This window comes from Streptomyces marokkonensis, assembly GCF_039539045.1.
Taxonomy (GTDB): domain Bacteria; phylum Actinomycetota; class Actinomycetes; order Streptomycetales; family Streptomycetaceae; genus Streptomyces; species Streptomyces marokkonensis.
The window spans coordinates 34,137-54,590 of record NZ_BAABCQ010000031.1 but is presented as its reverse complement, the minus strand read 5'-3'; the positions used below and the strand labels follow the sequence as shown (position 1 = coordinate 54,590).

Here is a 20,454-nt window from a genome sequence, read left to right as displayed (position 1 = left end):
GGGGAGCTTGCAGCGGGGTATCTCTGGGAGTTGTCGGGATCTTCGGCGCATTGGGAACAAGCGCGCGATTCCACCTCAACTCGGTGCGCTGCGGGCGAGCTTAGTCCGAGCGGATCATCGCCGTGTCATATTCAGCAAGCACCTGAAACGGGCACAAGGACTGGAGTACCCTCAGGCCCATTTGCACACCGGGGAGTCAATCGAACACCCTGCGTAATGGTGAACGGCTGTGCGAATTTCACTCACCGTGATGAGGGAAAGAGGCATCGAAGGTGCCCCGGAACGGAACGCCACTGAAGGTGCCGCGGAACGCGCAGAGGCCCGGCGGGGATGCCGCCGGGCCTCTGCTGTGCGCGGGTCAGCCCACGGACGAGTAGGCGACCACCCCGCGCAGCAGTTCGTCGACCGCCTTGCGCGCGTTCTTCGGGACCGTCGAGCCCGCGGCGGGCGCGGCGGCCGAGATCTGGCCGAGGACGTCGATGACCTGCTTGCACCAGCGGACGAAGTCACCGGCGGGCAGCTCCACCTCGCGCAGCACCTCGTCGAGGCCCTTGCCGGACGCCCACATGTACGCGGCCCAGGCGAAGCCGAGGTCGGGCTCGCGCTGGCCGACGCCCTCGGTCTGGCTGATCCGGAAGTCCTCCTCCAGGGCATCGAGCCGACCCCAGATGCGGACCGTCTCGGCGAGCGCGGCCTTGGCCTTGCCGGACGGCAGCTTCGGCGCCATCGCGTCGTCGGCCGCCCGGGACTCGTAGACCAGCGCGGAGACACAGGCGGCGAGCTCGGCCGGGGAGAGGCCCTCCCACACGCCCTCGCGCAGGCACTCGCTGGCGAGCAGGTCCAGCTCGCCGTAGAGCCGGGCGAGGCGCTTGCCGTGCTCGGTGACCTCGTCGCCGCGCAGGTAGTCCATCTCCGTCAGCAGCGCGACGATCCGGTCGAAGGTGCGGGCGATGGTGTTCGTCCGGCCCTCGATACGGCGCTCCAGCTGCGAGGTGTCGCGCAGCAGCCGCTGGTAGCGCTCGGCCCAGCGGGCGTGGTCCTCGCGATCGTCGCAGCCGTGGCAGGGGTGGGCGCGGATGTCCTTGCGCAGCCGCGCGATCTCCCGGTCGTCGGCAGCCTGCGAGCGCTTCTTACGGGCCCGCTCAGGCATAATGTGCCCTGCCTTGGTGCGCAGCGCGGAGGCGAGGTCGCGGCGGGACTGGGGCGAGCGCGGGTTGAAGGACTTCGGGATCCGCATCCGCTCCAACGCCTCGACCGGCACCGGGAAGTCCATCGACGCCAGCCGCTTGACCTGCCGCTCGGCGGTCAGCACCAGCGGGCGGGGCCCGTCGTGGTGCTCGAAGCCCCGGTGGCCGTTGGACCGCCCGGCGGGCAGGCCCGGATCCAGCACCAGGGCGAGGCCCGCGTACTTGCCCGTCGGCACGTGGATGACGTCGCCCGGCTTCAGCTTCTCCAGCGCCACGGCGGCCTCGGCGCGCCGCTGGTTGGCGCCCTGGCGGGCCAGCTCGGTCTCGCGGTCCTTCAGCTCCCGACGCAGCCGCGCGTACTCCTCGAAGTCGCCGAGGTGGCAGGTCATGGAGGCCTTGTAGCCCTCCAGCCCCTCCTCGTTGCGCTGCACCTGCCGGGAGATCCCGACGACCGACTTGTCCGCCTGGAACTGCGCGAAGGAGGTCTCCAGCAGCTCCCGCGAGCGGTGCCGGCCGAACTGCTCGACCAGGTTGACCGCCATGTTGTACGACGGCTTGAAGCTGGAGCGCAGCGGGTACGTGCGTGTGCCGGCCAGTCCCGCGAGGTGCTCGGGGTTCATGGCGCGCTGCCACAACACGACGGCGTGGCCCTCGACGTCGATGCCCCGCCGTCCGGCCCGGCCGGTGAGCTGCGTGTACTCGCCGGGGGTGATGTCCGCGTGCTGCTCGCCGTTCCACTTGACGAGCTTCTCCAGCACCACCGAGCGGGCGGGCATGTTGATGCCGAGGGCGAGGGTCTCCGTCGCGAAGACGGCCTTGACCAGTCCACGGACGAAGAGTTCCTCCACGACCTCCTTGAACGTCGGCAGCATGCCCGCGTGGTGGGCCGCGATGCCGCGCTCCAGGCCCTCCAGCCACTCGTAGTACCCCAGGACGTGCAGGTCCTCGGTGGGGATGGCGGCCGTGCGCTCCTCCACGAGGGCGCGCACTCTGTCCCGCGCGTCCTCGTCGTTGAGCCGCAGCCCGGCGTACAGGCACTGCTGGACGGCGGCCTCGCAGGCGGCGCGGCTGAAGATGAAGGTGATCGCGGGCAGCAGCCCCTCGGCGTCGAGCCGCTCGATGACCTCGGGCCGGCCCGGCGTCCACATGCGGGAGCGCTGTCTGCGCTCGCGCTCCCGGTCGGCCTCCTTCATGGCCCGGCCGCGCCTGCGGTCCTGGTAGGACGGGCGGCTCGCCTCCATGCGCGCCATGCGTGTGAGGTCCGGGTTGACGGCCCTCTTGCGGCCCTCGCCCTCCTCGAACAGGTCGTACATCCGGCGCCCGGCCAGCACGTGCTGGAACAGCGGCACGGGCCGGTGCTCGGAGACGATCACCTGGGTGTCGCCGCGCACGGTGTCGAGCCAGTCGCCGAACTCCTCCGCGTTCGACACGGTGGCCGACAGTGACACCAGGGTCACGGATTCGGGGAGGTGGATGATCACTTCCTCCCAGACGGCGCCGCGGAAGCGGTCGGAGAGGTAGTGCACCTCGTCCATGACCACGTACCCGAGGCCGAGGAGGGTCTGGGAGCCGGCGTACAGCATGTTCCGCAGGACCTCGGTGGTCATCACTACCACCGGGGCGTCGGAGTTCACGCTGTTGTCGCCGGTGAGCAGGCCCACCTTGTCCGCGCCGTAGCGACGGCACAGGTCGGCGTACTTCTGGTTCGACAGCGCCTTGATGGGCGTCGTGTAGAAGCACTTCCTGCCCTGCTGCAGGGCGAGGTGGACGGCGAACTCGCCGACGATCGTCTTGCCGGAGCCGGTGGGCGCGGCCACCAGGACACCCTCGCCCGCCTCGAGCGCCTGGCAGGCCTCGATCTGGAAGGGGTCGAGGCCGAAGTCGTACATCTCGCGGAAGGAGGCGAGCGCGGTGGCCTGCTCGACAGCGCGCTGGCGGGCTGCCGCGTACCGCTCGGCCGGTGAGAGATCCTCTGTCATCGTGCTTTCGAGCGTACCGGGCCGCACTGACAACAGGACGATCATTATCGGGATCGGTTCCGCGAGGGAATCCGTGGGGCCTTCCTGCGGCGTTCCTGGGGCGGCGACTGTGCCGCCACCGCCCCGGTGTGCCTCAGGTCACGTCGTCGTAGCCGTTGACCCGGTCCCTCGTGGTCTGCTCGGGCAGGGCGCGGGCGGTCGTCACGGGTTCGACCTCGTCGATGCTGTCGGGCGTGAGGTCCAGGTCGGACGCCTCGTCGTCGTCGGGCTCCAGCTCCTCGCGACGGGCCTTGCGGCGGTCGTTCACCAGGGAGATGGCGACCGCGGCGAAGTACAGGATCCAGATCGGTCCGGCCAGCGCGATCATGGTCAGCGGGTCCGTGCTGGGCGTGGCGATGGCCGCGAACAGCGTGATGCCCATGATCATTCCGCGCCACCAGCCGACCATGCGCTTGCCGGTCAGCACCCCGGTGAAGTTGAGCATCACCAGCAGCAGCGGCAACTCGAAGGAGAGGCCGAAGACGACCACCATGCGCGTGACGAGGTCGAGCAGATCGTCCAGCGGGAGCAGGTTGTCGACGCCGAACGGTGTGAACTCGATCAGCACCTTCGCCGTGGTGGGCAGCACCACGTAGGCGAAGTAGGCACCGAAGAGGAAGAGCGGGGCGCCGGTCGCGACGAACGCGTAGGCGTACTTCTTCTCGCTGCGGTGCAGGCCGGGGGCGACGAACGCCCACAACTGGTAGAGCCAGACCGGCGAGGCCAGCACGATTCCGGCCATCAGGGACACCTTCAGCGCCAGTGTGAAGGGGCCGAGCAGACCGTTGATGGTGATCTGCGCGCACGGGTCCGAGTCGTTCGGCAACTTGGCCAGTTCTTCGAACGACCTCGTGCAGCCGACCGAGTCGAGGACCGGGTCGGTGAAGAAGTTGATGATGTCGTTGTAGAAGAAGGCGGCGACGACAGTGACGGCGACGATGGCCAGCAGCGCCTTCGCGAGCCGGTTGCGGAGCTCACGAAGGTGCTCCGCGAGGGGCATCCGCCCTTCGGGATCCTTCTCCTTGATGCGGGCAGACTTCAGCAACCCACGTTCCCATCTCGTGCGGCGGGCCGGAGGTCACCGGCCCTGCGTCAGCGCTTGGTCGTGTCCGTCGGCTCGGAGACCGGCCGGGAGCTGGTCACATCGCCGGGGGCGGCCTTGATGGTGCGCTGCGCCGCGGCCTGCTCGGGGGTGTTGGGCGGGTCGGCGGGAGCGGCGTCGTCCGCCTTGCTCTCGCTCTTCATCGCCTTGGCCTCGCTCTTGAGGATGCGCGCCGACTTGCCGAGCGACCGCGCCATGTCCGGAAGCTTCTTCGCGCCGAACAGCAGGATGATGACGACGAGGATGAGAATGATCTCGGGGGCGCCGAGCCTTCCGAACATAAGTCTTTACCTTCTCACCGAGGCGGCTGGGTGGGGGTGCTGTCCGATCGGTCGGACATACGTCCGATCGATCGTCTTGTGCAGCGATCGTAACGCTCAGGGGTAAACGTGAGGCAATCCCCGTGCGTACTCCCGTCCGCGACCGGGCCTCGTTTTCCGGGTCGCGACCAGCAGCGTACCTTCAGGGACCCGTGGGGTGACAGGGCGAAGTGTCCCAAAACGCAACTCACACGCGTCCGCGGGGCCACGCACGAGGGTCCACCGCGACCTTCAGGCCTTCACAGCGTGTCCACGGCGCGCGCGGCGTTCTCGGTCGCGCGCTCCAGGTCCTCCGCCGCGCGGCTGATCCGGTGGGCCGAGTCCGTCACCTGCCGGCCCAGGCGCCGCGCCTCCACGAACACCTTCACGGCGAACACCGCGAGAACGGCGAGACCCAGGAAACCCACGGCAACCGCGAACATCGGCCAGAACATGACGCCGAGCCTAGACCGTCCCGCGGACTGGCATGAACGCCGCCCCGGACGCCGGTGCCGGGACGCCGGCACCGGTCCTAGACGGTGGAGTGCAGCCGCAGGGTCCTGACCCCGCCGCCCGTGAGCAGCTCCACGACCCGCTCCCCCGCCGGCTTACGGACGGCGGACCCGCACTCCGGGCAGGTGAACGAGTAGAAGGTGGTGCGGCTCGTGGCGCCGATGGCGAGGCGCAGGGCACTAGCGGCGAGCTCGAAGCTGCCCCGGCAGTCCGGGCAGCCCGCCTTGAACACCACCGGGGACACATGTCGCATGCCGGCGAACGCGGACGCCGCCGTCATACCCGGCGCGCCTGGCCCGGCGGGCTCGCTCACAGTCCTCGCCCCTGCCTGTCGCGCTGCCCCTCGCCCGACCCCCGGCGCGCGCCGCCCGCCTCGATCCCGTCGTACGCCGCCAGCGCCTCGCGGGCCGCCTGCCGGGCGCTGCCGGCGAGCTCGGGCGGGGAGACGATCCGGCCGTCACGCCCGAGCCGCAGCGCCAGCCGCCGCAGGGACGCCGGATCGGGGGTGCGCAGGGCGATGCGCAGACCGCCGTCGGGAAGCTCGTCCGCGCTGTCGTGCGGGTAGTACTCGGCGACCCAGCGCCCGCCGGGGCCGACCTCCACCACGACCTCGGGGTCCTCGGCGGCGGGCTGCACCAGCCCCTCCGACAGGTCCCGCAGCTCCACCTCCGGCGGCGCGGACGGCTCGTCCATGATGCGGATCTCGGCGACCCGGTCGAGCCGGAAGGTGCGCCGGGCCTCGGAGCGGCGGCACCAGGCCTCGACATACGTGTGCCCGACGCTGACGAGCCGGATGGGGTCGATCTCGCGCTCGGTGACCTCGTCGCGGGCCGGCGAGTAGTAGCGGATCCACAGCCTGCGGCGCTCCGAGATCGCCCGGTCGACGTCGGCGAAGACGCCGCCCTCGGACTCGAAGGTGACGGACAGGCGCGAACTGGCGCCCGCGGCCTCGCCCGCCGAGGTCTCCACCTTGGCGGTCGCCCGCAGCAACGCCTGCCGGTCGCTCTCCCGCAGGCCGGGCAGGGTCGCCACGGCCCGTGCGGCGACGAGCAGCGCCGTGGCCTCGTCGGCGGCCAGCCGCAGCGGCTCGGCGGCGTCCGCGCCGAGGGCGGCGGGATTGTGCCACCAGATGCGCTCGCCGTCGGTGTCGATGTCGAGCAGATCGCCGCCGCGGAAGCTGGTGCCGCACATGGGCAGCACGTCGAGGTCGGAGACCAGCTCGTCCTCGGTGATGCCGAAGGCGCGCGCGACGTCCTCCACCCGGGCACCGGGGCGCTCCCGCAGATACGTCACGAGGGACAGCATCCGTCGGGTCTGGTCGATGGCGTTCACGGGCCTGACCGGTTTACCTGCCACTGTGTCCGCTCCCCCTCAGCCCTTGGCCACGGCACGCAGCCGGTCCACCACGTCCGCACGCAACTCCGCGGGCTCCAGCACCACCACGTCCGGCCCGAACTCGACCAGCCAGGCGTCCAGGCCGTGCCCGTACGGAATCTCCAACTCGTCCCAGCCGTCGCCCAGTTCCCGGACCGCGGTGGCCTTCGCCCGAAGGGGGTATCCCGCGTCGGTACGGAGCCGGATCAGCGCGGAGCGGTCGGCGGTCTCCCCCGCCCAGCTCGCGACCGTCTCACGGACGGTGACGACGTCGGGCACGGGGGCGGTGAACCGCGCCCCGCGCGAGCGCACCCTGCCCGTGATCCGGGACAGCCTGAAGACCCGCTCGGCACCGCGGTCGCGGTCGTAACCGGCCAGGTACCAGTGGCCGCGCCAGCACTCCAGCGCCCACGGTTCGACGTGCCGGGGCTCGGGCTGGGCCGCATTGGCCTTGCGGTACTCGAAGAGGACCGGCCTGCGGTCGCGGCAGGCCAGCATCAGCGGCTCGAAGGCGGCCTCGTGCACCGGAATGCGCGGCTCCAGCGCGCTGTGCGCCTCGTACGGGTCGACGTCCTCGGGCAGTCCGGCCGCGCGCAGCTTCTGCAGCGCGCCGCTCGCGGCACCGGCCAGCCGGGCCTGCTGCCACACCTTGGCGGCGAGCCCGAGCGCGGCGGCCTCCTCGGCGTCCAGGGTGATCGGCGGCAGGCGGTTGCTGTCACGACGCGCGAGATAGCCGATCTCGCCGTCGAGGCTCTCCACCGTCTCGATGACAAGCCCGAGTTCCCGCAGGTCGTCCTTGTCCCGCTCGAACATGCGGTTGAAGGAGTCGTCGGATCCCGCTTCGAGGTAGGCCTCGATGGACTCGCGCAGCTCACGCTTGCTGAGTGGCCGCCGTGTCCCGAGCAGACACAGCGCCAGGTTCATCAGCCGCTCGGCCTTGGCAATGGCCATCGACGCCCTTCTCCCTATGGTGCTTACGACGGATGACCGTACCGCCCCGCGGTGGCCCGGCAAAAGCCGAGGGCCCATGCCCGGACAGGCATGGACCCCGGATGACCGGCTCTGATCACTGTCCGATCGGACAGTGATCAGACTCCGAGCAGATCGACCACGAAGATCAGCGTCTCGCCGGGCTGGATCGCCGGGGTCGGACTCTGGTTGCCGTAGGCGAGGTGGGCGGGGACGGTCAGCTGCCGTCGGCCGCCGACCTTCATGCCCTGCACGCCCCGGTCCCAGCCCGCGATGACGCGGCCGCCACCGAGCGGGAAGCGGAACGGCGCGCCTCGGTTCCAGCTGGCGTCGAACTCCTCGCCCGTGCTGAACGCCACGCCCACGTAGTGGACGGTCACGGTCTGACCGGCCTGCGCAACCGGGCCGTCGCCCTCCCAGATGTCCTTGATCTCGAGGTCCGCCGGGGGCTCGCCCCCCGGGAAGTCGACCTCGGGCTTGTCGATGCTCACGTGTTCAGCTCCTGCTTGTCTGCGGAAAGGCAACGACCCAAGTCTGACATCTTCGAGGCGTCACATCTTCGCCAGGATGTCGACGGAGAAGACCAGAGTGGAGTCCTTCTCGATGCCACTGCCCTCCGGCGGGTTGTCGCCATAACCCAGCTCGGGCGGGATCACGACGAGGACGCGGCTGCCGACCTTCTTGCCGGTCAGACCCTGCGACCAGCCCTTGACGACCTGCTGGAGCGAGAACGACGTCAGCTGCTTCCTGCCGTACGTGGAGTCGAACTCCTTGCCGCCGTCCCAGACCACGCCCTTGTACTGCACGAGCACGGTCTCCTGTGCGCCGACCTCGGCGCCGTCGCCCTCGAGGACGTACTCCGCGACGAGCTTCTTCGGCGCGTCGCTCTTCGGTACCTCGATGGAGGGCGCCTTGCCGTCGGTGTTGGTACCCACCTTCGGCAGAGCGGCGTCGTCCTGGGGGACTTCCTTGCCCTTGGCGGAGCTCTTGGCGTTGAAGGCGTCCTGCACGTCGACCACGAACACCAGCGTGTCGGAGCCCTTGATGCCCGCCTGCTCGTTGCCCTGCTCGCCATATCCCAAGGTGGGCGGCACGGAGAACTCGACGCGGCTGCCGGCCTTCTTGCCACCGAGCGCGTACCGCCAGCCGTCGATGATGCCGGCCTCCTTGGAGAGCTGGACGATCAGCGGGGTCTTGCGGTCGTAGGAGTTGTCGAAGACCATCGCGCTCTCCCAGATCTGGCCCAGGTAGTCCGCCAACACGAAGTCGTTCTCCGCGACGCTCTTGCCGCCGCCGGCGATGACCGTCTTCACCGCGAGGTCCTTGGAGGGCTCGCCACCGCCCTTGGCTACCGTCGGCTTCTCACCGAACTTCGTCCCCGCGGTGATCGCCGGCAGCGGGCCGTCGACGATCTTCGGCGGCGCCGACGCGTCCGACGCCCCGGACGTCGTGCTGTCGCCGGCGTTGCTCGAACCGGAGTCTTCCTCACCACATGCGGCGAGTGTGACCAGTCCGGCGGGGACTGCGATGAGGAGTGAGCGTCGGCGCACGGTGGGGGCCTCGTATCGGTATCGGTCGATGCTGCTGGATGAGTGCTCGATCAGCGCGCGCAACTCTACGGCGTGAGAAGGGCACCGTACGGCTAACGTACGGTGCCCGTGTGGCGTTCCGCTTCTCGTGCGGAACCCGTTTCTCACCCCGTCCGGCTCACATTCCGGCGATCAACTTCTCCACCCGGTCGTCCACCGAACGGAACGGGTCCTTGCACAACACGGTGCGCTGCGCCTGGTCGTTGAGCTTGAGATGGACCCAGTCGACGGTGAAGTCCCGGCGCTGCTCCTGAGCCCGTCGGATGAAATCGCCACGCAGCCGGGCCCGAGTGGTCTGCGGCGGAACGGACTTTCCCTCGAAGATCTTCAGGTCGTTCGCGACCCGGGCGGCCTGCCCCTTCCTCTCGAGCAGGTAGTACAGGCCACGGCGGCGGTGGATGTCGTGGTAGGCGAGGTCTATCTGCGCGACCCGCGGATTCGACATGGTCATGTTGTGCTTGGCCCGGTACCGCTCCAGGAGCTTGTACTTCATGACCCAGTCGATCTCGGTGTCGATGCGGTCGAGGTCCTCGGCCTCGATCGCCTCCAGCGTGCGGCCCCACAGCTCCAGCACGCGCTCGACGGTGCCGGTGCGGATGCCGCGGCGCTCGCAGAAGTCCACCGCCTTCTCGAAGTACTCCCGCTGCACCTCCAGCGCGGACGCCTCCCTGCCACTGGCCAGGCGCACCTTCCGGCGCCCGGTGATGTCGTGACTCACCTCACGGATCGCCCGGATCGGGTTCTCCAGGGTGAGGTCGCGCATCACCGTGCCCGCCTCGATCATGCGCAGCACCAGGTCGGTGGCGCCGACCTTGAGCAGCATGGTCGTCTCGGACATGTTCGAGTCGCCCACGATGACGTGCAGACGCCGGTAGCGCTCGGCATCGGCGTGCGGCTCGTCGCGCGTGTTGATGATGGGCCTCGAGCGGGTGGTCGCCGAGGAGACGCCCTCCCAGATGTGCTCGGCCCGCTGACTGACGCAGTACACGGCACCACGCGGCGTCTGCAGCACCTTGCCGGCGCCGCACAGCAACTGCCTCGTCACCAGGAACGGAATGAGGATGTCCGCGAGCCGCGAGAACTCCCCGTGCCGGGCCACGAGATAGTTCTCGTGGCAGCCGTAGGAGTTGCCGGCGGAGTCCGTGTTGTTCTTGAAGAGGTAGACGTCGCCCGCGATTCCCTCCTCGTGCAGGCGTCGTTCGGCGTCCACCAGGAGTCCTTCGAGGATGCGCTCGCCCGACTTGTCGTGGGTGACGAGTTCGATCACGTTGTCACATTCGGGTGTGGCGTATTCCGGATGCGATCCCACGTCCAGATAGAGGCGGGCCCCATTGCGCAGAAAGACATTGCTGCTGCGGCCCCATGACACGACACGGCGGAAGAGGTACCGCGCCACCTCGTCAGGCGACAGGCGGCGCTGTCCCCTGAACGTGCACGTGACGCCGTACTCGTTCTCCAGCCCGAAAATGCGGCGGTCCATGACTGAACATTACGCCTGATGACCCGAACTGAAACGGGGTTCGACGGCACGGTTTGGATCATTTTCCGATGAAGCCGCAACCACCGCCTGCCGGGCGGGAGCTGCGAGGACCCGTCCGGTGCACGCCAGGACGAGCAGGGACACCACCCCGGCCGCCCCGGGCAGGGCGAACCCCCACAGCGCCCCGCCGTGCTCCACGACGGGCCCCGCCAGGCCCGTACCCACCGAGGCACCCACCGTGAACGTCGTCACCAGCCACGAGAACGCCTCCGTCACCGTCCCCCGCGGCGCGTGCACGTCGACCAGAACGAACGCGCAGGCGATGCACGGCGCCAGGAAGACACCCGCGAGCACGGTCAACGCGACCATCGCGACCACACCCGGCATCAACGTCAACGGCAGATAACACACCGCCAGAAACGCCACCAGCACCCGCAGTCGCCGCGCGGGCTCACCGGTCCACCGCCGGGCCCCGTACACCGCTCCCCCGATCAGCGCACCCAGCCCCAGGGCCGCCATCAGCCAGCCGTACACGGCGTCACCGCCGTGCTCGTCCGCGTACGGCACGGAAGCGACGGTGATGGACCCGAGCGCCATCCCGATGAACAGGAAGGCGCCCAGCAACGCCAGCAGCCCGGACGAACGCAGCGCGCCCAGCCAGTGCGCCTCGCGCGGCGCCGACCGCCACGCGCGCGAGGGGGGCGACACCACCACGGACAGAGCCCCCAGCACACCCAACCCGTTCAGCACCAACAGCGCGACCAGCGGCGACCACAGCGACACGCACACCGTCACGAGCAGCGGCCCGACGGTGAACATGACCTCCTGCGCGACGGCGTCCATCGCGTACGCCGCGTGCACCTGGTCCTCCTTGCGCAGCACACTCGGCCACAACGCCCGCAGCCCACCCTCCAGCGGCGGCGTGAACAGCCCCGCGGCCCCCACCGCCCCGTACGCGAGCGCGACCGTCCCGGTCCCGGCGAAGGCGAACACGGCCATGGCCAGCCCCGACGCCACGGCGGCCGGCAACTGCACGCGCGGCTGCCCGCACAGGTCCACGAGCCGCCCCAGCACCGGCTGCCCCACCGCGTTGGCGACCCCGTACACAGCGGCCAGCGCCCCCGCAAGGCTGTACGAACCGCCCTCCGCCCGCACGAACAGCACGATCGCGATCGCCGCCGTCGCGTTGGGCAACCGCCCCACGAGCGTGCCGACGAGCAGCCGCACGGCATGCCGCGCCCGGAGAATGTCCAGATAACCGGCGACCACGACCCACCCCCTCCTCCGAACCGACCAACGAGGTTTTACGTATAACTTTCTGCGCCATACGTACCATGTCGCCTGTTCACGAGTCCAGACGAAAGCGCAGGCGCGAACAGTGGCACGAGGCAGCACCCGTCCCACGAGCCGGGACGTCGCCCAGGCCGCCGGCGTCTCCCAGGCCGCGGTCTCCCTGGTCCTCGGCGAGAAGTGGCGCGGCCGCGTCTCGGAACCCACGGCCCAACGGGTCCGGGAGGCCGCGCACGAACTGGGCTACCGCCCCAACCTCGCCGCCCGCAACCTCCGCCTCGGCCGCACCCGCACCGTGCTCCTCGTCGTACCCGCCCTGACCACCGAGTTCTTCGCGGAGGTCTACACCGGCGCCGCACGCATCGCCGCCGAACACGGCTTCGGAGTCGTCCTCTACCCCTCCCCCGAAGGCGTCGGCCCCGCCCGCGACCCCTTCGCCTCCGCCCAGGCCGCCCTGGACGGCGTCATCGCCTCCTCCATGGCCGCCGACGCACTCAGCGCGATCAGGGGCGACCAGCTCCCCCTCGTCATGCTGGACAGCGACCCGGACGGCAGCCTCGGCGCCGCCACGGTCAACCTGGACATCGCCGACGGCATCCGCCAGGTCGCGGAACACCTCCTGACCCTGGGCCACCGCCGCTTCCTCCACCTCGCGGCGGACGTCCCCTCCTGGACCTTCGAGGTACGCGCCCACGAACTGGCGACACGGCTCGCCGCCACCCCCGGCACCGAGCTGCGCACCGCCCGCGCCCCCATCTCCATCGAAGGCGCCCAGAAAGCCACCGAAGCCGCGCTCACCGCACCGGGACCCCGCCCCACCGCACTCGTCTGCGACGACGACAAACTCGCCGCCGGCGCCTACAAAGCCGCCCGACGGGCCGGGCTCCGCATCCCCGACGACCTCTCGGTCACCGGCCTGGACGACCTCGGCCTCGCCACGGCCATCGACCCCGAACTGACGACCGTCCGCCTCGACGCGGAACTCTTCGGCGAACACGGCATGCGCGCCCTGCTCGCGGTCATGGAGGGCCTCACTCCCGACGCGGGAGACATCCCGGTGAACCTGGTCGTACGAGGCTCCACGGCACCACCGCCACAACACTGAACGGCGCCGGGGCACATGGCACCCGGCGCCGCTCGAAGGCCCTCACTCGGGGCCGCCCACTACTCCTCGCCCTTGTCCCCGCCCTCGTCCTCGTCCGGCAGGGACAGGTCCTCGGCATCGGCTCCCGCACCCGACTCCAGCAGCCGCGACAGCTGACCTCCCACGATCCGCTTGAACTTCCGCTTCTGCGGACGCGTACGGTCCAGCACCGCGACCTCCAGCCGCTCCGCCGGAATCTCCCGCTCACTGCCGTTCGTGTCACGGGACAGCGCCTGCACCGCCAGCCTCAGCGCCTCCGCCAGCGTCATACCGTCCCGGTGCCGCTGGTCCAGGTACCCGCTGATCTGTTCCGCGTTGCCGCCGACCGCGACCGAGCCGTGCTCGTCCACGATCGAACCGTCGTGCGGCAGCCGGTAGATCTGGTCACCGTCGGCACTGTCGCCGACCTCGGCCACGACCAGCTCCACCTCGTACGGCTTCTCGGCCTGGCTGGAGAAGATCGTGCCCAGCGTCTGCGCGTAGACGTTGGCCAGACCCCGGGCCGTCACATCGTCCCGGTCGTACGTGTAACCGCGCAGGTCCGCGTAGCGCACCCCACCGATCCGCAGATTCTCGTACTCGTTGTACTTACCGGCGGCCGCGAAACCGATCCGGTCGTAGATCTCGCTGAACTTGTGCAGCGCACGGGACGGGTTCTCGCCGACGAACACGATGCCGTCGGCGAACTGCAGCACGACCAGACTGCGGCCACGGGCGATGCCCTTACGGGCGTACTCCGCCCGGTCGGCCATGGCCTGCTGGGGTGAGACATAGAACGGCGTCGACACCGGTTATCCATCCCTTTCTGGAGATGTCACTGGACCACCTGACAACACGAACACACCGCTAAAGCAGCGCGGCCCGCGGACCCTCGGGCTGCTCCAGTCGCCGCTCCAGCACCGCGCGGGCGAGCTCCGCACCCTCGTCCTCGCCCAGCCGGCGGACACCGTCCTCGGTGATCACAGTGATGATCGGATAGATCCGGCGCGCGACATCGGGACCACCGGTCGCCGAGTCGTCGTCCGCCGCGTCGTACAGCGCCTGCACCACGAGCGTCGTGGCCTGCTCCTCCGTCAGGTCCTCACGGAACAGCTTCTTCATCGCACCACGGGCGAAGATCGACCCCGACCCGGTCGTCGCGTAGTTCCGCTCCTCGGACCGCCCGCCCGTCACGTCGTACGAGAAGATGCGGCCCCGACCCCGGTCCACGTCGTAACCGGCGAACAACGGCACCACGGCCAGCCCCTGCATCGCCATACCCAGATTCGACCGGATCATCGTGGACAGGCGGTTCGCCTTGCCCTCCAGGGACAGCTGCGCGCCCTCGACCTTCTCGAAGTGCTCCAGCTCCAGCTGGAACAGCTTCACCATCTCCACGGCCAGACCCGCCGTACCGGCGATGCCCACCGCCGAGTACTCGTCCGCCGGGAAGACCTTCTCGATGTCCCGCTGGGCGATCATGTTGCCCATGGTGGCCCGCCGGTCACCGGCGAGGACGACCCCACCGGGGAAGGTGACCGCCACGATCGTGGTGCCGTGCGGTGCCTCGACGACGCCCTGCACCGGCGGCAGCTGCCGGTTTCCCGGGAGCATGTCCGGCTGGTGCTCACCGATGAAGTCCATGAACGAAGAGGACCCGGGCGTCAGGAAGGCAGCAGGTAGACGCCCGGTGCTACGAGTGTTGGCTTCCACGAAGTTCCCTCCAGGTAGGCGGCAGCCCGACGAACAGCGTCGGGATCGTCTCCCAACTTGCCGATGGCCGAATTACAGTTGAAGCACAGTACGCCACGGACCTTACCCGTCTTGTGGCAGTGATCCACGTGTGCGGCCGGAGCCTTCAGGCAGATCACGCAGAGGCCCTTCTGGGCGGCGACCATCGCGTCACGCTCGGCTTCGGTGAGGCCGTACTGGCGTTTCAGATGACGTGCCCGCCCTTCGATTGCCCGGCAGGCCTTGCAGGCTGTCGACAGGCCGTCGGAGGCAGTCCTGTTGCGATCCCACTCGGAGCGCGGCTTGATCTCCCCGCAGCGCTGGCAGTACTTGTGCCCTTCCGGTGCGGCAACCCTCGGGCGGGGCTTCCTACCGCGGGCATCCTGGCGCTGCCGGTAGTACGCCGCGGAGCACTCCCGGCAGTACGCCTGGATACCGTCCCTCATCGCCTTGTTGCTCGCGAAGGCTGCTCGCGGCTTGTACTGCTTGCACCGCGAGCAGCGCTTCACGCTTTCGTCGGACAACCCCAACCCCCCCACCGCACCCTTCGAAACGAAGGTGAAGTCACTCTCCACCCTTCTGAACGAAGGAGCGCACGAAGTCCTCGGCATTTTCTTCGAGGACGTCATCGATTTCGTCCAGGACGGAGTCCACGTCGTCGTTCAGCTTTTCCTGGCGCTCCTTGAGGTCCTCGGAAGCCTGTGCGTCCTGCGTCTGCTCCTCGACCTCCTCGGTGGAACGTGTGGCCTTCTGCTGCCCGCCACCGGTGTCCTTGGTCGCCATAACCCTCACCCCGCTCGGTTCGCCCGACACAGTTGCTCGGTCAAGATCAGACCCTACAAGCCGGGTCCGACATCGGCCCCGCGATTCTCCAACGAACGGGGGCCATCTCGATGGTTCCCGGACGGGGTGGGTTTCCACCCTGTCCGGCGGTCTTCTCCGTGTACCCGCTCGGCCCGCCTATCCGCCGGTCAGGACCTTGACCAGGTCTTCCGCGGTGCGGCAGCGGTCCAGGAGTTCCTTGACGTGGTTACGCGTTCCGCGAAGCGGTTCCAGGGTTGGGACCCGTTGCAGCGAGTCCCGGCCCGGCAGATCGAAGATCACCGAGTCCCAGGAGGCCGCCGCGACGTCGTCCGCGTACTGCTCCAGGCAGCGCCCGCGGAAGTACGCGCGGGTGTCCTCCGGCGGCTTGGTGCGGGCCCGCTCGATCTCCGTCTCGTCCAGGAGCCGCTTGATGCGGCCCCGGTCCACCAGTCGGTTGTAGAGGCCCTTGTCGGGCCGTACGTCGGCGTACTGGAGGTCCACGAGGTGCAGCCGGGCGGCGTCCCAGTCCAGGTCGTCCCGGCGGCGGTAGCCCTCCATGAGCTCCCGCTTGGCGACCCAGTCCAGTTCGCCGGCCAGGGTCATCGGGTCGTTCTCGAGCCGGTTGAGGGTGTCCTCCCAGCGGCCCAGGACGTCCTTGGTCTGGTCGTCGGCGTCCGCGCCGTACCGTTCCTCCACGTATTTGCGGGCCAGCTCGTAGTACTCCATCTGGAGCTGTACCGCGGTGAGGGTGCGCCCGCTGCGGAGCGTGATCAGGCGCTTGAGCGACGGGTCGTGCGAGACCTGGTGCAGGGTGCGGACCGGCTGGTCGACGGCCAGGTCGACCGCGATGAAGCCGTCCTCGATCATCGAGAGCACCAGGGCCGTCGTGCCCAGCTTGAGATAGGTCGAGATCTCGGACAGGTTGGCGTCGCCGATGATCACGTGCAGTCGCCGGTACTTCTCGGCGTCCGCGTGCGGTTCGTCGCGCGTGTTGATGATGGGCCGCTTCAGCGTGGTCTCGAGGCCCACCTCGACCTCGAAGTAGTCCGCGCGCTGGCTGAGCTGGAAGCCGTGCTCGTGCCCGTCCTGGCCGATGCCGACGCGACCGGCGCCGGTGAAGACCTGGCGGGAGACGAAGAAGGGTGTCAGGTGGCGCACGATGTCCGAGAAGGCGGTCTCCCGCTTCATCAGGTAGTTCTCGTGTGTGCCGTAGGAGGCGCCCTTGTTGTCGGTGTTGTTCTTGTAGAGGTGGATGGGCTGGGCGCCGGGCAGCTGGGCGGCGCGTTCGGCGGCCTCGGCCATGATGCGTTCGCCGGCCTTGTCCCACAGGACGGCGTCGCGCGGGTTGGTGACCTCCGGGGCGCTGTATTCGGGGTGGGCGTGGTCGACGTAGAGCCGTGCTCCGTTGGTGAGGATCACGTTGGCGAGGCCGATGTCCTCGTCGGTGAGCTGGCTGGAGTCGGCGGCCTCACGGGCGAGGTCGAAGCCTCGCGCGTCCCGGAGCGGGTTCTCCTCCTCGAAGTCCCAGCGGGCCCGGCGGGCCCGGTGCATCGCCGCCGCGTAGGCGTTGACGATCTGGGACGAGGTGAGCATGGCATTGGCGTTCGGGTGGCCGGGGACGGAGATTCCGTACTCCGTCTCGATGCCCATTACTCGCCGTACGGTCATGCGGCCCTCCTTGCCCGGCGGCGCCCGTGGTGGGCTCCGCTCAAGTACCGCTGGCGCTCCGATGCGTGTGCGGTGCCCGTCCCCGCACTGCGCGACTCGGCGGTATGGAAGAGCCTAGAACGCCTTTGCGCTGGTGGGGAGATCATTTGCGGCATTGCCTTGCTCCAGTCGGAGCTCCGGAAAACAGTCGGCTGCGGGTACCCGTTGTGGGCACCCGCAGCCGCCCCGCCTTTTACAGGTATTGACCGGTGTTCGCCACCGTGTCGATGGAGCGTCCGGTGTCCGCGCCCTGCTTTCCGGTGACGAGCGTACGGATGTACACGATCCGCTCGCCCTTCTTTCCGGAGATGCGGGCCCAGTCGTCCGGGTTGGTGGTGTTGGGCAGGTCCTCGTTCTCCTTGAACTCGTCCACGCAGGCTTGGAGGAGGTGGGAGACGCGGAGGCCCTTCTGGTCGGCTTCCAGGAAGTCCTTGATCGCCATTTTCTTGGCGCGGCCCACGATGTTCTCGATCATGGCGCCGGAATTGAAGTCCTTGAAGTAGAGGACTTCCTTGTCGCCGTTGGCGTAGGTGACCTCGAGGAAGCGGTTCTCCTCGGATTCGGCGTACATCTGTTCCACCGCGGTCTGGATCATGCTCTGGACGGTGGCCGCGCGGTCCTTCTCGTGCTCGGTGAGGTCGTCCGCGTGGAGTGGGAGGCGCTCGGTGAGGTACTTGCCGAAGATGTCCTTGGCCGCTTCGGCGTCCGGACGTTCGATCTTGATCTTCACGTCGAGGCGGCCGGGCCGCAGGATGGCGGGGTCGATCATGTCCTCGCGGTTGGAGGCGCCGATCACGACCACGTTCTGCAGGCCCTCGACGCCGTCGATCTCGGCGAGCAGCTGGGGGACGATGGTGTTCTCCACGTCCGAGCTGACGCCGGAGCCGCGGGTGCGGAAGAGGGATTCCATCTCGTCGAAGAAGACGATGACGGGGGTGCCCTCGCTGGCCTTCTCCCGGGCGCGCTGGAAGACCAGGCGGATCTGCCGCTCGGTCTCGCCGACGTACTTGTTCAGGAGCTCGGGGCCCTTGATGTTGAGGAAGAAGCTCTTGCCCGAGGCCTGGCCGGTCACTTCGGCGACCTTCTTGGCCAGTGAGTTGGCGACGGCCTTGGCGATGAGCGTCTTGCCGCATCCGGGAGGTCCGTAGAGCAGGACGCCCTTGGGGGGTCGCAGCTCGTGCTCCCGGAACAGGTCGGGGTAGAGATAGGGGAGCTCGACAGCGTCTCGGATGGCTTCGATCTGTCCGCCGAGGCCGCCGATCTGCTCGTAGCCGATGTCGGGGACCTCTTCGAGGACGAGTTCCTCGACCTCGCTCTTGGGAACGACCTCGTAGACGTAGCCCGAGCGGGATTCGAGCAGGAGGGCGTCGCCGGGGCGGATGTTGATGCCGCGCAGCGGCTCCGCGAGTCGTACGACGCGCTCCTCGTCGGTGTGGCCGAGTACCAGGGCTCGCTCGCCGTCCTCGAGGATCTCCTTGAGGGTGACGATGTCGCCGACGCTCTCGTACTCCATGGCCTCGACCACGTTGAGTGCTTCGTTGAGCATCACTTCCTGGCCGCGTCGGAGCTCGTCGAGCTCGACGCTCGGGCTGACGTTCACCCGGAGTTTGCGGCCGCCGGTGAAGATGTCGGCGGTGCCGTCCTCGTTGGCCTGCAGGAAGACACCGAAGCCTGCCGGTGGCTGGGCCAGCCGGTCGACTTCTTCCTTGAGGGCCACGATCTGGTCGCGGGCCTCGCGGAGTGTTCCGGCGAGTCGTTCGTTCTGGGCGGACACGCCGGCCAGGTTGGTCTGCAGCTCGACAATCCGCTCTTCGAGAATTCTCGTGTGCCGCGGAGATTCGGCGAGCTTGCGTCGCAGGACGGCGATCTCCTGCTCAAGGTAGGCCACCTGCCCGGCCGGGTCCTCGGACCCGCGTCCCGGGCGGATGCCGCGGTTCATGTCGTCGTCGTGGGCTGCCACGGTCCTCACCTCCTCCAAGGGGAGCTGGACGCTTCCAGACCCTACCTGGGTGGGTGTCGATTGAAACCCCTAGATCACAAAGACTGTCGGGGTGTGTCCGATCTTCACCCTTGCGCTCTCCCTCACGCCAGGGGAATACCCACGGAACGTGAGTGGAACCCAGCCGGAGGTAGGGTCGAAGCGTTCAACACCCGTCAGAGCTGGCCGGATTCCCGAACGGCTCGGCGTAGGAAACGGCAGGAGAGATGACTGTGCAGCAGGAGGCCGGAGTCGACGGCGAGGCTCTGGAGGTCTGGATCGATCAGGACCTGTGTACCGGCGACGGCATCTGCGCCCAGTACGCGCCGGAGGTGTTCGAGCTGGACATCGACGGTCTGGCCTACGTGAAGGGCGCGGACGACGAGCTTCTCCAGACCGCGGGAGCGACAACGCCCGTACCGTTGCCGCTTCTCGCGGACGTGGTCGACTCCGCGAAGGAGTGTCCGGGCGAGTGCATCCATGTACGTCGTGTTTCGGACAGGGCCGAGGTCTACGGCCCGGACACAGAGTGACCAAAATGTGACTTGGCCCGCACGCTCCGTGATTTTGCCCGGTGTGTCACACCGGCTGCGGCGGGCCTTGGGTCACACGGTGTGTGCTTGGGACGGCGTGTCGCGGACGAACGCGCCCTTCTCCCACTGCCACTTCACGTCGTCCGTGACGTCGGGGCAGCAACTGGGCACGTCGGCCGACGAGTAGCCGAGCAGCGTGGCGCGGACGGCGCCGTCGCGCACCGCGAAGTCGGTGACCGTTCGGCGGTCCCGGGGGTTCACGAGAGTGGCCACGACGCGGGGCTTGCCGTCTTCGGCGTCCCGGGTGATGACGTAGACGCCGTCGGGCGGTGTGCCCATGGGCGCGTCGCAGTGCACGACGGCCACCGTCTCGGGCCGGCCGTCGCCGTCGAGGTCTCCGGAGGCCTTCTTCTGCACCAGCGCCTCGACCGGTCCGCACTCGAGGGGGAATGTGACGGCCGCCGGGTCGGGCGGCGCGATGTGCGCGGGGGCGTTCTTCGGTTCGGGTGCGGCGGTCTGGGCCGCCGTGGCGGCGTCGGGTTGCAGGACCGAGGACAGGGCCACGACCGCGGCGAGGGCCGTGGCGGTGGCGACCCAGTGGATCGGGCGGGCGTGCGTGTGTGACAGGTCCGGAACGGCGGGGTGCTGCACGAGGAGTGTCTCCTGTGAGGGCTGTGCCGGCGGGGGGTGGCCAGCATCGTGCCACACGTCACAGTGCGGGGGAACGGCGGGGTGGGTACTGGGCCGGACCGCGCCG

At 69.0% G+C, this 20,454-nt stretch carries 20 protein-coding genes; 2 read left to right on the top strand and 18 right to left on the bottom strand.

Features of this window, described 5'->3' with window-relative positions:
• Positions 1–358: 358 nt before the first annotated feature.
• The 11 genes from ABEA26_RS10870 to ABEA26_RS10820 form a co-directional block, all read right to left on the bottom strand.
• Positions 359–3,211, bottom strand: coding sequence for a DEAD/DEAH box helicase (locus ABEA26_RS10870; RefSeq protein ID WP_345591429.1), 2,853 nt, complete (start codon positions 3,209–3,211; stop codon positions 359–361).
• An 88-nt stretch (positions 3,212–3,299) separates the two neighbouring features.
• Complete coding sequence (gene tatC, locus ABEA26_RS10865; RefSeq protein ID WP_345591428.1) at positions 3,300–4,250, bottom strand: twin-arginine translocase subunit TatC; 951 nt, start codon at positions 4,248–4,250, stop codon at positions 3,300–3,302.
• Between the two features lie 47 nt (positions 4,251–4,297).
• The gene (tatA, locus tag ABEA26_RS10860) at positions 4,298–4,588 is read right to left on the bottom strand and encodes a Sec-independent protein translocase subunit TatA (protein WP_345591427.1); all 291 of its coding nucleotides are present in this window, start codon (positions 4,586–4,588) and stop codon (positions 4,298–4,300) included.
• Between the two features lie 278 nt (positions 4,589–4,866).
• The gene (locus ABEA26_RS10855) at positions 4,867–5,061 is read right to left on the bottom strand and encodes a hypothetical protein (RefSeq protein WP_345591426.1); all 195 of its coding nucleotides are present in this window, start codon (positions 5,059–5,061) and stop codon (positions 4,867–4,869) included.
• A gap of 77 nt (positions 5,062–5,138) precedes the next feature.
• Positions 5,139–5,399 (bottom strand): hypothetical protein, encoded by a 261-nt coding sequence (locus tag ABEA26_RS10850; protein ID WP_345591424.1) that lies wholly within the window; start codon positions 5,397–5,399, stop codon positions 5,139–5,141.
• Between the two features lie 29 nt (positions 5,400–5,428).
• Entirely contained in the window at positions 5,429–6,475 is a 1,047-nt protein-coding gene (locus ABEA26_RS10845; protein WP_345591422.1) for a helix-turn-helix transcriptional regulator, read from the bottom strand.
• Positions 6,476–6,490: 15 nt separating this feature from the next.
• Complete coding sequence (locus ABEA26_RS10840; RefSeq protein ID WP_345591420.1) at positions 6,491–7,444, bottom strand: helix-turn-helix transcriptional regulator; 954 nt, start codon at positions 7,442–7,444, stop codon at positions 6,491–6,493.
• A gap of 137 nt (positions 7,445–7,581) precedes the next feature.
• Complete coding sequence (locus tag ABEA26_RS10835; RefSeq protein WP_279565137.1) at positions 7,582–7,953, bottom strand: FKBP-type peptidyl-prolyl cis-trans isomerase; 372 nt, start codon at positions 7,951–7,953, stop codon at positions 7,582–7,584.
• A 60-nt stretch (positions 7,954–8,013) separates the two neighbouring features.
• Positions 8,014–9,012, bottom strand: coding sequence for an FKBP-type peptidyl-prolyl cis-trans isomerase (locus ABEA26_RS10830; RefSeq protein ID WP_345591418.1), 999 nt, complete (start codon positions 9,010–9,012; stop codon positions 8,014–8,016).
• A 157-nt stretch (positions 9,013–9,169) separates the two neighbouring features.
• Positions 9,170–10,531, bottom strand: a complete 1,362-nt coding sequence (gene pafA / locus ABEA26_RS10825; protein ID WP_345591417.1) for a Pup--protein ligase — start codon at positions 10,529–10,531, stop codon at positions 9,170–9,172.
• Positions 10,532–10,540: 9 nt separating this feature from the next.
• Positions 10,541–11,800 carry an MFS transporter gene (locus ABEA26_RS10820; protein WP_345591416.1) on the bottom strand — a complete coding sequence of 420 codons (1,260 nt, stop codon included), beginning with the start codon at positions 11,798–11,800 and terminating at the stop codon, positions 10,541–10,543.
• Positions 11,801–11,909: 109 nt separating this feature from the next.
• Between ABEA26_RS10820 and ABEA26_RS10815 the strand changes: the two genes are divergently transcribed.
• Positions 11,910–12,926, top strand: a complete 1,017-nt coding sequence (locus ABEA26_RS10815) for a LacI family DNA-binding transcriptional regulator (RefSeq protein ID WP_345591414.1) — start codon at positions 11,910–11,912, stop codon at positions 12,924–12,926.
• Between the two features lie 59 nt (positions 12,927–12,985).
• Here ABEA26_RS10815 and prcA read toward each other — a convergent pair whose 3' ends face one another.
• The 6 genes from prcA to arc all read right to left on the bottom strand — a co-directional run bounded on the left by prcA (position 12,986) and on the right by arc (position 19,146).
• Positions 12,986–13,753: a proteasome subunit alpha gene (prcA, locus tag ABEA26_RS10810; protein ID WP_345591413.1), complete on the bottom strand. Its 768-nt coding sequence runs from the start codon at positions 13,751–13,753 to the stop codon at positions 12,986–12,988.
• 58 nt (positions 13,754–13,811) lie between these two features.
• The gene (gene prcB, locus ABEA26_RS10805) at positions 13,812–14,657 is read right to left on the bottom strand and encodes a proteasome subunit beta (protein WP_345591412.1); all 846 of its coding nucleotides are present in this window, start codon (positions 14,655–14,657) and stop codon (positions 13,812–13,814) included.
• On the bottom strand, positions 14,609–15,250 hold the full coding sequence (locus ABEA26_RS10800) for an endonuclease VII domain-containing protein (protein ID WP_345591411.1): 642 nt from the start codon (positions 15,248–15,250) through the stop codon (positions 14,609–14,611). The genes prcB and ABEA26_RS10800 overlap by 49 nt, the downstream gene beginning before the upstream one ends.
• Positions 15,240–15,458 (bottom strand): ubiquitin-like protein Pup, encoded by a 219-nt coding sequence (locus ABEA26_RS10795; RefSeq protein ID WP_307010745.1) that lies wholly within the window; start codon positions 15,456–15,458, stop codon positions 15,240–15,242. Before ABEA26_RS10795 ends, ABEA26_RS10800 begins: the two co-directional genes overlap by 11 nt.
• A gap of 177 nt (positions 15,459–15,635) precedes the next feature.
• Positions 15,636–17,147: a depupylase/deamidase Dop gene (gene dop, locus ABEA26_RS10790; protein ID WP_345591409.1), complete on the bottom strand. Its 1,512-nt coding sequence runs from the start codon at positions 17,145–17,147 to the stop codon at positions 15,636–15,638.
• A gap of 232 nt (positions 17,148–17,379) precedes the next feature.
• A complete protein-coding gene (gene arc / locus ABEA26_RS10785; protein ID WP_345591408.1) occupies positions 17,380–19,146 on the bottom strand; it encodes a proteasome ATPase in 1,767 nt (588 codons plus the stop codon).
• A 245-nt stretch (positions 19,147–19,391) separates the two neighbouring features.
• Between arc and ABEA26_RS10780 the strand changes: the two genes are divergently transcribed.
• On the top strand, positions 19,392–19,697 hold the full coding sequence (locus ABEA26_RS10780) for a ferredoxin (protein ID WP_345591407.1): 306 nt from the start codon (positions 19,392–19,394) through the stop codon (positions 19,695–19,697).
• Between the two features lie 72 nt (positions 19,698–19,769).
• On the opposite strand, the gene ABEA26_RS10775 is transcribed toward ABEA26_RS10780, so the two are convergent.
• Positions 19,770–20,348 carry a hypothetical protein gene (locus tag ABEA26_RS10775; protein WP_345591406.1) on the bottom strand — a complete coding sequence of 193 codons (579 nt, stop codon included), beginning with the start codon at positions 20,346–20,348 and terminating at the stop codon, positions 19,770–19,772.
• Between the last annotated feature and the right edge of the window lie 106 nt (positions 20,349–20,454).

What these genes read in the sequence shown, in the direction of transcription:
- ABEA26_RS10870 (WP_345591429.1), bottom strand. Translation starts at nt 3,211, where the DNA reads ATGATCGTCCTGTTGTCAGTGCGGCCCGGTACGCTCGAAAGCACGATG.
- tatA (WP_345591427.1), bottom strand. Translation starts at nt 4,588, where the DNA reads ATGTTCGGAAGGCTCGGCGCCCCCGAGATCATTCTCATCCTCGTCGTC.
- ABEA26_RS10855 (WP_345591426.1), bottom strand. Translation starts at nt 5,061, where the DNA reads ATGTTCTGGCCGATGTTCGCGGTTGCCGTGGGTTTCCTGGGTCTCGCC.
- ABEA26_RS10850 (WP_345591424.1), bottom strand. Translation starts at nt 5,399, where the DNA reads ATGACGGCGGCGTCCGCGTTCGCCGGCATGCGACATGTGTCCCCGGTG.
- ABEA26_RS10840 (WP_345591420.1), bottom strand. Translation starts at nt 7,444, where the DNA reads ATGGCCATTGCCAAGGCCGAGCGGCTGATGAACCTGGCGCTGTGTCTG.
- pafA (WP_345591417.1), bottom strand. Translation starts at nt 10,531, where the DNA reads ATGGACCGCCGCATTTTCGGGCTGGAGAACGAGTACGGCGTCACGTGC.
- ABEA26_RS10795 (WP_307010745.1), bottom strand. Translation starts at nt 15,458, where the DNA reads ATGGCGACCAAGGACACCGGTGGCGGGCAGCAGAAGGCCACACGTTCC.
- dop (WP_345591409.1), bottom strand. Translation starts at nt 17,147, where the DNA reads ATGACCGTACGGCGAGTAATGGGCATCGAGACGGAGTACGGAATCTCC.
- ABEA26_RS10780 (WP_345591407.1), top strand. Translation starts at nt 19,392, where the DNA reads ATGACTGTGCAGCAGGAGGCCGGAGTCGACGGCGAGGCTCTGGAGGTC.